Here is a 12,951-nt window from a genome sequence, read left to right on the forward strand (position 1 = left end):
GTCTTAATGAAACAACCCAAGACGAGTTCAAATTGATTCTAGGAATTTTAAGGAATGTTTGTCTACACCAATGGTTTTTGGGTCATTAATTCGGGTTGCGGAACTCCCAATAATTTAAGAATGGTAGGAGCGATATCGCCCAAAACGCCACTTTTTACCTCTTTCACATCCTTGTCCACCAAAATAAGTGGAACTGGGTTTGTGGTGTGTGCTGTGTTGGGGCTACCATCTGGGTTTATCATGGTGTCACAGTTTCCATGGTCCGCAATTACTATGGTAGAGTAACCGTTTTCCAATCCAGCGGTTATCACATCTTTGGCACATTGGTCAACGGTTTCACAGGCTTTTATGGCGGCCTCCATTACTCCGGTGTGCCCAACCATATCGGGGTTGGCAAAATTGAGGCATACAAAGTCCGCTTCTCCTTTTTTTAATTCTGGAATAATGGCATCGCGAATGTCGTAAGCGCTCATTTCGGGTTGAAGGTCGTAGGTGGCCACTTTTGGGGAAGGACAAAGAATGCGTTCTTCACCCTCAAAAGGTTCTTCGCGACCTCCGTTAAAGAAAAAGGTAACGTGTGGGTATTTTTCGGTTTCAGCTATCCTGATTTGCTTCTTACCATTTTTGGCAAGGGTCTCGCCCAAGGTATCTTTTAAGTTTTCTTTATTGAATATGATTTTGATTCCCTTGAATGAATCATCATAATTCGTCATGGTAACGTAGTACAAATCCATTTTGTGCATGTTCTGCTCATGGAAATCCTGTTGACTTAAAGCTTGGGTCAACTCACGGCCACGGTCTGTTCTAAAATTGAAGAAAACAATAACATCCCCATCTTGGATTTTAGCGACGGGCTCATTGTCAGCATCGGTTAAGACCAAAGGTTTGATGAATTCATCGGTAACACCGCCATCATAACTTTTTTGCATGGCTTCACCAATATGCTGTGTTTTTTCTCCTGCTGCATTTACGACTACATCATAGGCCATTTTTACACGCTCCCATCTTTTGTCACGGTCCATGGCGTAATACCTACCAATAACTGTGGCCAATTTGGTCTTTTTGTCGGAGCAGTAATTGTCAAGGTCCACCAAAAAGCCTTTGCCGCTTTTTGGGTCAACATCCCGACCATCGGTAAAAGCGTGTACAAAAGAGTTTTCCACACCGCTATCGTCGGCAGCTTTGATCAAGGCCTTTAGGTGGTCGATGTGGCTATGCACCCCACCATCGCTCACCAAGCCTAAAAAATGGACGGGTTTATGGTTTGCCTTGGCATATTCAAAGGCTTCTTGAAGTACTTTTTCGTTTTTTAAGGTGTCTTCTTTTACGGCTTTATTGATTTTGGCCAGATCCTGGTACACAATTCTTCCTGCACCAAGGTTCATGTGTCCTACCTCACTGTTTCCCATCTGTCCCTCAGGTAGCCCAACGTTCATTCCGTCGGTGTGTAAATCTGCATCGGGGTATTTAGTGTATAGTGAATCAATAAATGGAGTGTTGGCCTTTTCAATTGCCGAAACTTTTGGATCTGGAGATTTTCCCCAACCATCCAAAATCATGAGAATAACCTTTTTGTTCATAGTGAAAAATTGTACTACAAAAATAAAGTGATCTGGTTGGATGCCCTAGTTTTTTGTTAAAATTCTAATTATGAACTTGTTAATAATTTTACAGCAAAACTGAAAGATTGTTAAAGTTTCGTTATTTAACTGTTAATCGTGTAACATCTCCTGTTTGTAGAAGTCTATTTTTATGAGAAGTAAATTCATTAATCAAAAACAACTCATCATGAAAAAAACAATCTTTTCAGTGGCCTCACTATGTCTGTTGGCCCTAAGCGGTATTTCTGCCAACGAGCTGAAAACCATCGACACAGAATCAACAATCGAAATGGTGTTACCGGATGACCTTAGTACTTTTTGCAAAGCGGTAATGCAGGGCGATGTTGATACCGTGAAAAAGTTAATTGAACTAGGAGAGGATGTCAACCAAAAATCTTTGGGCAAAGCACCTATCCATTACGCGGCCCGTTACAATAAGGTCGAAGTATTGCAAGTACTTATTGATAATGGCGCAGACCTTAAAAAACGTTGCGACGGGGGTATGACAGCCATAAAATATGCCAAATTGTCCAACGCCACCGAAGCACAGGCTGTGTTGGAAGCTGCTATGAAAAAATAGAAAAGGAGTTTATTCGTCCAATGAAAAAGGGCACATCCATTGGATGGGCCCTTTGTTCATTTCATATATTAGTGTTCTTGCAAAAGAGTGTGTCTCTCGCGACTTAAAATTCAAACCCGGTAAAAGCTCGGTACAAAAATGCATATAGGGCCATAACCAGCATGACCGCGCAAAATATAGAATACCCTTTTAAAAAGAGCACTACAAAGCTAGGTTTGCAATCGTCAAATGCCTCTAAATAGAGGTCTTTAAAATGTAATAGTGTTCCCATGTGTTCTCTCTTTTTACATCATAACAAAAAGATTAAGAGAAACTTAGTAGGATTTGGGCTGTGTACCCAAAGGTACAGAAATTATACCAATCTCCTTTTTTTATCGATAAACCACCAATTCTATCGACCTGAATATTTTTGGATGGCTTCCTTTATCTTTTCAATACGGTTTTCGGGGTCGGGGTGGGTACTTTGGAACTCGGGAACCCTGTTGGGCCCTGCCGCTGCTCTCAACACTTTCATGACCTCTATCATCTCATTGGGGTCGTACCCGGAGTCTATCATAAATAGCACGCCGAGTTCATCACTCTCCAATTCGTCGCCCCTACCATTGGTTAAAAGGGTGTTTTGGCCAATGCCTGCAACCAAACCGCCCATATCGCCACCGACCGAGGCTCCCGTGGCCAAGGTTTGCCAAAAGTTGCTTTCGGCAATACGTTCGGCAGAATGTCTTCCGATCACATGGCCAATCTCATGGCCCAATACCCCTGCTAATTGCGCTTCGTTGAGTTGGGAGAACAGGGCATAAGTGATAAAAATCTGTCCCCCGGGCAGTGCAAACGCATTGATAGTGCGGTCGTCTGCCAAAAGATGAAATTCGTATTGATAAGGGGTTTCCTTGGCTACACTATTTTGTACCAGTTTGTTGCCCACTGCATCCACCAAAGCCTGCATACGCTCGTCCGGATAGAGACCACCATGTTGTTGAGCCATTTCCGGGGCAGTTTGCAGCCCAATGGCAATCTCCTGTTCCGTGGTCATGTTTATGTTCTGGGTTCTGCCGGTATACGGATTTTCTTCTTGGTTGCTGCACCTACGGACAAAAGCAAAAGCAACAATGGCCAAACCGATCAGGATGCGTATCCTCCAACTTCCTCTTCCGATTCTCATGGGCTAGTGTACTGGTAAGTTGAAGACACAAAAAAACCGTTATAGCAGTACAGGGTTTATGTCCAAGATATTGTCCTGAACATAGGTTCTTATAAAACCAGCGGTAAAATGTTCTTTGCCCAGAAATCTTTCTTGTTGCATCAACTTTAAAATGTTGAGCTTTCGATAGGCCGTTAGCATGGGAATGGATATGGGTGCATAACTGTAATGCCAGGGCTCGTACTTAAACCCTCTTCTTCTTGGGTTGTTGGTGTACACGAGATAAAACCCATATTTTGTCGAGTTTTCGTCCAGCCAAAGTTTGAGTCCCTCGTAAGGACCGCCCGCTTCAAATTTCTCGGAAACAAGTACATCGCCCGATACTTTGGGGTACCCATCAATAATATCGATGTCGGTGCCCCAATGGTGCCTGCTCGTTCCTGGTATGGTGGAATATTCAATAATCTTGTCAATAGCCTCCAAAGGCGCCATTCCATCTTCGGTATAATTTACATATTTACGTTCCCAAATGCGTTCTTGATGGTAAAAATCCCTGAAACTAGATACCATTTTAATGTCAAAACCATCAGAATAGGCTGCTTTTTTCATTTCTAAAAAGGACTTGTATGCCTCTTCCTTTAGATTGATGCCCTCGCCAAAGAGTTCAATATCCGCTTTGCCCATGAGCTCGGCCGTGGAGTAATCCGGACCATAAAAATTGGGTAAAATGGGAGGGATGGTGCAGGCCAGCCCTGATGCTGAAGCAGTTTTAATAAAAGCCCTTCTTTTCATTGATGTAATTTTTATTGATGCTACCCAGGTTGCTATTATTTTGAAAACCTGCCACTCCGAACTGTCAGATTGAGCGCAGTCGAAATCAAAGTGAGGAATCCCATGGGAATCAAAAAGATTCTTCATTTCTCTGCGATACATTTAGAATGGCAACCCTTAGTCACACCACTTTTTTCAGATTTTGCCCCAAGTTAAGAAGTATTTTTAATTGAAAAAGGTTTCCCCGATTGCGTTATTGTGGATTCCGTTAAAATTGTCATTCTTGGGAAAATGAAAATCTGATTAACATTCATAGCGCATTTTGAACGTTAATGGCAAAAGAAGCGTCAGTTCGATTTTCACTTTTGAAAAAGTATCGAAGATAAGATCTTTGCCATGGAAATCCTGATTCTCGATAAAATTTTTCTTCGTTTCACTTCAAAAATCGAATTGACGGATTTCAATCAAAATACACCACGGGTTGAATAACAGTATTTTGGTTTTTGGGAAAGGTGATTGCTATCGGTCCAAGAAAAGGAAACCGGAATATTCCAGTTCCAGATCGTCCAAGGTAACCAAGTAAAAATAAACACCTTCGGGCAGACCGGAAGCTTGGTTGGTGATCAAGGTTCCCGTGTTGGCAAGGCCATAAAACTCGTTGGTGTAGTTGATTTTCTCAAAAACCTTTTGTCCGTATCGGTTAAAGATGCGTAAACTGTTGTTCGGTGACTCTTCCATGCCATCAATCACCAAAAAATCGTTGGTGCCATCGCCATTTGGACTCAAAAAGTAATTGCCCAAGGTGGGATTTTCCACGGCAAAAGTATCCGTGGGCAGGGGAATGGTACCAAAGGTAATGGCCGCATAATTGCTGGGCACAAAGGTTTCGGAAGTAACAAATCCCTGCGTAAGGTCGCCACTAATGGCAGCGTTGCCGATGATCACCCATTGGTTGGACGATTTGCTCCATCCCACCACAATAATGGATTCCAAAGTTGCATTGGGGATGGCGCCCAAAGCGCTCCTAGTGTTCCACGAAATGGTTACTTGTGCGGGCACATCACTTTGTAGAATCCAAAATTCGCGATCGGTAACAGTTCCTATGTCCTGTACTTTTACTTCAGTGTCAAAACTTTCCAAAATAGAGGAGGGAGCGGACGGGTCCTCAAAAAAATAGGCGCATACGGCCAAAGGTGTGGCACTTTGTGAGTTTAATGTTAAAGGTCTGAGTTGCTCCGAGTCACCCACAGGGAACGAAAATACATCGCGGTTGTTAATGGCGGCAAAGCCCGTTACTTTGGATGCATCGCTTTCTCCTGTAAAAAAACCTTGGTCCATAAAACTGAGGTTCACCGCAGGTATGTTGGTCGGGGTCAGGAAATTGCCATCAATAAAATTGATGTTGTTTCGAACCATGACGGGATTTTGCAAAAACACATTGCTGTCCATCATAATCTCCGTGTCCCAAAGGGTTGGGGGAATGCTTCCCGACACAATAATGGCGCGGTTGCCATAAAAACCGACCAGTCCATTGGTTTGGTCAAAGTTGGCATCGTTGATTAAATCGGTGTGCAGCCCAATGTTGGCATTGTTGTGCACGCTAAAGTTGCCACTGTTGTACAACCCGCTTTGGGCCACCCCAAAGCTGACCGATAGGAGAAATGTTATGTGGAGGAGGGGTTTCACTAATTATTTATTTGTTGCCAGTTGGTTCCATCGCTCTGAAGTTGGGTTACTCCTGCCCCAAATATGGTTTCTGGTTCACCCAAACTATTCAAGAATGAAGGCCCTGTGCCTGTTGAAACGTTAAAATCAGGGGAATTAGCATTTGCAGCAGTATCAGGGTTTTTTATTATATAAATCCTACCGGTAACGCTACCCGCAGCTGGAAGCGTAATAGTTAAATCTGCTTCCACTATAATTGTTTGAATATTTACTGATGTCAAATCAATATCACTATTAAAATTGTCAATCCCAGTAGCAAAAGACCCTCCTGTTTGAAGGGTTGATGTTGGTGTCGCGGCAGTTCCTATTCCAACACTTCCGTTGGTAAAACTTAAGGTTCCGCCAGTTCCAACATCATAAGTTCTGTCGGTGTCAAACTGTGATAAATTATTCAAAGCTAAATCTGTATTGACTCCTCCTGCTGTAATATCCGCCAGTGGAATCTCCACTGTATTGCCATCGCTGTCGGTAAGGATGAGGTCGGTTCCGTCCTCAGTTAGGCTGAAGTTTGTGGTGTTTGTGTCCGCGTCCTGTATGTCCGCCAGCGGAATCTCCACTGTATTGCCGTCGCTGTCGGTCAGGATAAGGTCGGTTCCGTCCTCAGTTAGGCTGAAGTTTGTGGTATTTGTGTCCGCGTCCTGTATGTCCGCCAGCGGAATCTCCACCGTATTGCCGTCGCTGTCGGTCAGGATAAGGTCGGTTCCGTCCTCGGTGAGGCTGATGCTTGTTGTGTTGTCGTCCCCGTCATCAATGTCAGCCGGAATCCCGGTTAAGGAAGTCCAGTCTGGCGCGATGTTCGCGTTGTCAACTTCCAAAGAACCATCAGCAGCTTGTGCTAATCCTGTTCCAGCAACATTTGCGTTTATTTTTTCATTGGTCACCGCATTATCCGCAATATCATCCGTAGCAATGGCGCTATTTAGTATTTTTTCGGTCGTCACCGCATCATCTGCCAATTCAGCGGTATCAATTCCTCCATCTGCAACATCTAAGGTATATGGGTCGGCTTGGGTTCCGCCCCCATCTCTAACTAAAGAACCGTTCAGGGTAGCGTTTGTAATCTCATTCCCCACAATACTGTCCAGTTGGGTGTTGAGTATTTCTGTACTGTTTGTAATGGTCCATTCATTGCCTTTCCAAACAAAAAGATCATTCTCATTGGTACCTGGTTCCAATTTATTGGTAACCACAGATCCATCAGCTAATTTATCACTTGTGACAGATTTATTTTGGAGCTTGGAGTCGCCATTTATAGTGGTGTTCACGATATTAGCTCCCCTGATCAGTCCTACCTCATAATTGTAATTGATACTGCCATCTGGATTCTCGGTTTCGGAGATGACAACAGTGCTATCTTTGGATTGTGCCGGATTGATCGTACTAAAGTAATCAGCTCGGGTACTCACGCTAAAAGAGTTGTCCAGCGCTTCGCAGATGTTGATCCACTCCGCACCGTTGTAATAATGCAAACAATCTTGATCGGTATTGTACACCACGGCGCCGGGCAAGGGGTTGATTACGCTCATTTGGGCGTCGGTTACCCGGGTAATCACCAAAACGCGGGTGGGACTTTCCAGTTCGAGTACCGAAGCTGGATGCAGGTTCTGTGGGTTATTACCGATTTTTACCTGCGCCTTTAGCGAATTGATCAGTAGTAGGCCTATGATCAAGGAGACAATTGAAGTTTTCACAGTGTTTGTTATTTGAGGATTTTCCAAACGTAAAAGGCAAAACTAAACTTATGTTTTAATTTTTTTGATAAATACCGTCAAAACACGGAATTCACGGGTGAATGGAATCCCCTTTGGTATATTTGTACCATACGCAACGATACAGAATTAACAAAAGTTTAGAACCGCTTAATTTTTTATATCATCTTCATAAGTTTTCTTTAACTTGTAATAAACACGTAGAAATGAAAAATGCTTTTTTGATATTGTTCTCTTTGCTTGTGTCCGGCTGGTCCATGGCACAGGATTCGCGCCAAATGCTTAGGGGCAAGGTGCTTTACAGGAGCTCCAATGTGCCCAACGAGAACGTTATCAACTCTACCAGCGGCCAAGCCACCATTACCGACGATAACGGAGAGTTTATGATAGCGGTAAAGGAGGGCGACCAGTTGGTGTTTACGGCGGTAAACTATCAATTGGAGGTAGTTGCCATTACCTCCGAAATATTGGCAAACAACCGTTTGGTGGTCGAGGTGACCGAAAAGGTACAAGAACTGGACGAAGTTGTGGTGACCCCAGAGAACCAAGAAAGGTTCCTTCAGGTAAAAAATGAGGATTTTAAAGAATTCAATTATGAGGTTGATCGAGGGACCGAGGTGGAGAATATCGCGAACTCCCAAATTACCCGTGGTATGAAGCATGGTATCAACTTTGTAAATATCTTCAAGGCGTTGTTTAAGCCACAGGAGGTCAACGGACAGCAAAGGGCACCGCTTAAAGTGAGTGAAGTGCTCCGACATGTGTACGATGACGAATTTTTTGTAGTGGACCTAAAGTTGCCACAGAACAAAATAGATGCTTTTCTCTTGTATTGTGACGATAAAATACCTTCCCAGACGCTGCTCCGAAAAGAAAATGAATTTCAGTTGATCGATTTTCTGGTGACCCAAAGCAAGGACTTTTTGGCAACTTTGGAAGAGGAATGAAACGATTCTTTCTTGTATTGGTTTGTTTTACTGCTCATTGGGGCTTTTCCCAAGAAGCAGATAGCAAAGTGCTGCAAGGAAGAGTTACCAGTACCGATAAGGATGTAGTTGGCGTTGTGGTGCAAAACATTACCACAAAAGACGCTGTTATCACCGATATTGATGGGAATTTTGCCATTAGGGTACAGTTAAACGATACACTGGTGTTTTCCGCCGTTCATTTTTTGAAGAAATCCCTACCCGTTACCGAAGCGCTGTACCAATCCAATTTTGTAGAGGTTCCCATGCAGGAATTCGTAAACCAGTTAAAGGAAGTAGTGGTCACCCCGTATAATTTAACGGGAGATCTTACCCGCGATGTAGATCGGGTAACACTGGAAAAAGACGTGAGTGCCGAGGCCTTGAACTTGCCCAATGCCCATAGGCCTGTGCCAACGCAGAGCGAGCGGAAACTGCAACAGGCTACAGCAGGAAAGTTTAATATGGGGATGATATTGAGTCCTCCTTTAGATCCCATTATCAATGCCATAACGGGGCGTACCAAAATGTTAAAGAACAGGGTAAAAGTAGATAAGACCTACGCCCAAACGCAGCGGGTACAAGGTTTTTACGCGGATTCCCTTTTTTTGACCACGCTTAAAATCCCCATGGATAAAATTGATGATTTCATGTATTTCTGCGAAGTGGACGAAGCTTTTCAGGCAGCGGTGGAATCTCAGGATAAATTAAGGATATGGGATGTAATGATAGAAAAAAGCCGGGCTTACCGTGAAAACAACGATTTGGATTGATTTTTTGGGAGTTGGATGTCGGATGTTGGATGTCCGAAGCACGGTGTCAGATGTTGGTTTGCAGTAGGCAGTAAACAGTAGATAGTAACTCCTGTCTTTGATTTTTGGAATTTTGGGACTTGGTTTTTGGAATTTGATGCTTGAGCATGAACTAGGGTTTGTCCGATGTCAGTTCGCAGTATGCAGTCAGCAGTAACCTTAGCCTTTGCTGTATGGTCTTGAACTTGACACTTCTAGGGTTTGTCCGAAGTCCGAAGCACGATGTCAGATGTTGGTTTGCAGTAGGCAGTAGGCAGTAACTCAATAACCCAATAACTGAATAACAAAATAACCGAAGAACGCAGTCAAAATGTCTTAAAATTAGTTTGGCAGGTAAATTGCAGAAAGTTTCATAAAACTGTAACATTGTCGCACAATTAAAGTCTAATAACACATGATGAAACTGAAAAAAGCAAGAATGATGGTATTACCTTTGGTACTATTGTTGTTCTTGTCTTTCTCATCCGCCCATAAATTCTACGTTAGCGTTACCAACATGGCATACTCAGAGGAGGATAGCGCTTTCCAGATCACCAGTCGGGTTTTTATAGATGACCTCGATAAACTTCTTAAAGAACGCTACGGCATCGAGGCCAAACTAGCTACCCCGAACGAATCCAAAATAGCCGAGGAATATATAGAGAAATATTTCAGGTCAAAATTTGTAGTGGAGTTTGATGGAGAGCCCGTCCCCTATAATTTTTTGGGAAAAAGGTACGATACCGATGTGGTCATCTGCTATTTGGAAATTACCAATGTTGATTTATCCAAAGTAAAAACCATGTCCGTGCAGAACGAGGTGCTTACGGATTTGTTTGATGAGCAGCAGAACGTAGTCCACATAAAATGGAACGGAAACAAAAAAAGTTTTGTGCTCATCAGGGAGAAGAACAAAGGAATGTTAAACTTATGACATATTCTTAACAATTGGTTAAAATATGTTATTTTTCACCGTTATAAAATTAGATAGAAAATGAACAGATTCAAGTATTGCTTAGCTTCCGTGTTGTTCCTTTTTGGAGCCGTGGTCATGGCACAAGAAGAGGGAGACGTTAAAGAAGAACGGGAGCCCGGTCATTACAACCAAAGTAAATTTAAACAATTGTACGAGGAATTTTCCTCTCCAAACACATACCGATCCGCTTCTGGTGCGCCCGGTCCCGATTATTATCAGCAACAGGCGGATTATGTAATGGACATTCACCTAGATGATAAAAATGCAAAGATCAGCGGTGAGGAAACCATTACGTACCATAACAATTCCCCGGACGATTTGGAATTTCTTTGGGTACAATTAGATCAAAATGTACGTGCCAAAGATTCAAAATCACCCTTACGTGATGGTAACGGTGTGAACATTGCCTACACGGCGGATAACTTCGCACAAACCTACATCAGCGAGCCATTCGATGGTGGCTTTAATATTGAGTCGGTTACCGATGATAGCGGAAAACCGTTGTCCTATACCATCAACCAGACCATGATGCGTGTCAATATTCCACAAGCACTTAAAAGTGGGGAAAAGATTTCTTTCTCCATAAAGTGGTGGTACAATATTCCCGACCATACCGTAAACAGGGCACGCTCAGGATACGAGTATTTTCCAAAAGATGGAAACCGCGCGTATGTCATTGCACAATTCTTTCCAAGAATGGCTGTGTACAGCGATGTGGAAGGATGGCAAAACCATCAGTTCTGGGGTAGTGGAGAGTTCGCATTGCCATTTGGCAACTACGATGTGAGCATTACCGTTCCTGCAGACCACATTTTGGATGCTACTGGTGAGTTGCAAAACCGTGACGATGTATTCTCAAAAGAAATGATGAAGCGTTACAAACAGGCCAAAAAGTCTTATGACAAACCTGTGATTATTGTAACCCAAGAAGAAGCGGAGGCTGCCGAAAAAGACTTCTCCACCGATACCAAAACTTGGAAGTTTAAGGCGACCAATGTTAGGGATTACGCTTTTGCATCATCCAGAAAGTTTATCTGGGACATGCAAGCCGTTAAAATCGGAAGCAAAGATGTAATGGCCGTATCGCTTTACCCAAAAGAAGGCAACCCACTTTGGGAAGAACAATCTACCAAAGCGGTTGCACAAACCTTAAAAACATACTCAAAACACACATTTGATTACCCATATCACAAGGCAATCTCCGTGCATGCGAAGAACCAAGGTATGGAATATCCAATGATCTGCTGGAACTACGGACGTCCAAACGAGGATGGAACGTATTCCGATAGGGTTAAATACGGAATGATCAGTGTGATTATCCACGAAGTTGGTCACAACTTCTTCCCAATGATCGTAAACTCCGATGAGCGTCAGTGGGGATGGATGGATGAAGGTTTGGACACCTTTATGCAATATCTGGCAGAGCAAGAGTTTGGAAAGAACAACCCAGAAGTTATCGCTCCGAACGAAAAGTACCCATCAAGAAGAGGGGAAGCAGCTAAAATAGTTCCTTACATGGCTGGTGATCAAAGTTATATTTCGCCCATCATGTCAAACCCGGAAAACGTGTATCAATTGGGTCCAAATGCCTATGGTAAACCAGCAACAGCCCTAAACATTCTTAGGGAAACTGTAATGGGTGAGGAATTGTTCGATCATGCATTCAAAACCTACGCACAACGTTGGATGTTCAAGCATCCGACCCCAGAGGATTTCTTCCGTACCATGGAAGACGCTTCAGCAGTGGATTTGGATTGGTATTGGAGAGGATGGTTCTACACCACTGACTATGTTGACATAGGCGTAAAGGGCGTTAAAAAATACTACGTGTCCAACAAGCCCACCAAGGAAATGGAAAAATACATGGCCGACAGGAACCTTACCGAGGCCGACCTTCCACCATTGGTATACTTGGCCGAAGAGGACAGTGAGGATTTTTCTCCAGAGCTAAAAGGAAAATCTCCGACCGAGACTTCCCAGAACCTTAAGGAATTTATGATGGACAACATGAACGAGGCCGAAAGAGCCCAGGTTAAAGAGCCAAAGTATTTTTATGAGATCACTTTTGATAAGCCAGGAGGTATTCCTATGCCATTGATCGTAGAGTATACTTACGCAGATGGTACCACGGAAAACGTTACATATCCTCCAGAAATTTGGAGAAAGAACGATGCCGAGGTAAAAAGAGTGATGGCTACCGAGAAAGAATTGGTGGGAATCGTAGTAGATCCAAAATTGGAAACTGCGGATATTGATACGACCAATAACGCTTGGCCCAAGAAAGAAGAAAAATCAGACTTTGATAAGTTCAAGGAAAATATCAAAGGAGATAAGTAAAAGAAAAACTATGTTAAGAGCCTCGTTATTTAACGGGGCTTTTTTTATTTTGAAACCAAGTTCTGATTATATTTGTGGCATGCAATTTCTATTCATTAGCGGAGCTGAGATTTTTTTCATCCTATTCATCGTGGTGATGGTATTTGGAGCAGATAAGATTCCTGGTATAGCCAAGGGGCTCGGCAAAGGAATGCGTCAACTCAAGGACGCCACGGACGATATTAAGCGCGAAATCCAAAAGACCACGGATGTGGACACGGACTTCACCAAAAATATCCGTAAGGAAATCGATGATGTAAAAAAGAACGTGAACGAAGTTTCCGGCTCCATCAAACGAGACCTCAACAAGAAATAG

General features: G+C 43.1%; 12 protein-coding genes. 6 read left to right on the forward strand and 6 right to left on the reverse strand.

The genetic code is table 11. The annotated features are described in order from the left end of the window. Positions 1–62: 62 nt before the first annotated feature. Positions 63–1,580 (reverse strand): 2,3-bisphosphoglycerate-independent phosphoglycerate mutase, encoded by a 1,518-nt coding sequence (gpmI, locus tag MURRU_RS10205; protein ID WP_014033387.1) that lies wholly within the window; start codon positions 1,578–1,580, stop codon positions 63–65. 208 nt (positions 1,581–1,788) lie between these two features. Here gpmI and MURRU_RS10210 point away from each other — a divergent pair, with 208 nt between their 5' ends. Next, the gene (locus tag MURRU_RS10210) at positions 1,789–2,181 is read left to right on the forward strand and encodes an ankyrin repeat domain-containing protein (RefSeq protein ID WP_014033388.1); all 393 of its coding nucleotides are present in this window, start codon (positions 1,789–1,791) and stop codon (positions 2,179–2,181) included. 103 nt (positions 2,182–2,284) lie between these two features. Here the strand turns inward: MURRU_RS10210 and MURRU_RS17950 are convergent, their stop codons facing one another. The 5 genes from MURRU_RS17950 to MURRU_RS10230 all read right to left on the reverse strand — a co-directional run bounded on the left by MURRU_RS17950 (position 2,285) and on the right by MURRU_RS10230 (position 7,509). Next, entirely contained in the window at positions 2,285–2,452 is a 168-nt protein-coding gene (locus tag MURRU_RS17950; RefSeq protein ID WP_014033389.1) for a DUF6747 family protein, read from the reverse strand. A 120-nt stretch (positions 2,453–2,572) separates the two neighbouring features. After that, complete coding sequence (locus MURRU_RS10215; RefSeq protein ID WP_014033390.1) at positions 2,573–3,343, reverse strand: M48 family metalloprotease; 771 nt, start codon at positions 3,341–3,343, stop codon at positions 2,573–2,575. 39 nt (positions 3,344–3,382) lie between these two features. Then, the gene (locus MURRU_RS10220) at positions 3,383–4,114 is read right to left on the reverse strand and encodes a M15 family metallopeptidase (RefSeq protein WP_014033391.1); all 732 of its coding nucleotides are present in this window, start codon (positions 4,112–4,114) and stop codon (positions 3,383–3,385) included. 498 nt (positions 4,115–4,612) lie between these two features. Next, positions 4,613–5,779 (reverse strand): gliding motility-associated C-terminal domain-containing protein, encoded by a 1,167-nt coding sequence (locus MURRU_RS10225; RefSeq protein ID WP_014033392.1) that lies wholly within the window; start codon positions 5,777–5,779, stop codon positions 4,613–4,615. Next, positions 5,779–7,509, reverse strand: coding sequence for an autotransporter outer membrane beta-barrel domain-containing protein (locus MURRU_RS10230; RefSeq protein WP_014033393.1), 1,731 nt, complete (start codon positions 7,507–7,509; stop codon positions 5,779–5,781). Before MURRU_RS10230 ends, MURRU_RS10225 begins: the two co-directional genes overlap by 1 nt. 224 nt (positions 7,510–7,733) lie before the next feature. Between MURRU_RS10230 and MURRU_RS10235 the strand changes: the two genes are divergently transcribed. The 5 genes from MURRU_RS10235 to MURRU_RS10255 all read left to right on the forward strand — a co-directional run bounded on the left by MURRU_RS10235 (position 7,734) and on the right by MURRU_RS10255 (position 12,951). Further along, positions 7,734–8,474, forward strand: coding sequence for a carboxypeptidase-like regulatory domain-containing protein (locus tag MURRU_RS10235; protein WP_014033394.1), 741 nt, complete (start codon positions 7,734–7,736; stop codon positions 8,472–8,474). Next, entirely contained in the window at positions 8,471–9,265 is a 795-nt protein-coding gene (locus MURRU_RS10240; RefSeq protein ID WP_014033395.1) for a carboxypeptidase-like regulatory domain-containing protein, read from the forward strand. The genes MURRU_RS10235 and MURRU_RS10240 overlap by 4 nt, the downstream gene beginning before the upstream one ends. 433 nt (positions 9,266–9,698) lie before the next feature. Beyond that, positions 9,699–10,217 (forward strand): DUF6702 family protein, encoded by a 519-nt coding sequence (locus tag MURRU_RS10245; RefSeq protein ID WP_014033396.1) that lies wholly within the window; start codon positions 9,699–9,701, stop codon positions 10,215–10,217. Between the two features lie 60 nt (positions 10,218–10,277). Then, positions 10,278–12,596, forward strand: a complete 2,319-nt coding sequence (locus tag MURRU_RS10250; protein ID WP_014033397.1) for a M1 family metallopeptidase — start codon at positions 10,278–10,280, stop codon at positions 12,594–12,596. Between the two features lie 79 nt (positions 12,597–12,675). Further along, positions 12,676–12,951, forward strand: coding sequence for a Sec-independent protein translocase subunit TatA/TatB (locus MURRU_RS10255; RefSeq protein ID WP_041801460.1), 276 nt, complete (start codon positions 12,676–12,678; stop codon positions 12,949–12,951).

The organism is Allomuricauda ruestringensis DSM 13258 (assembly GCF_000224085.1).
Taxonomy (GTDB): Bacteria; Bacteroidota; Bacteroidia; order Flavobacteriales; family Flavobacteriaceae; genus Flagellimonas; species Flagellimonas ruestringensis.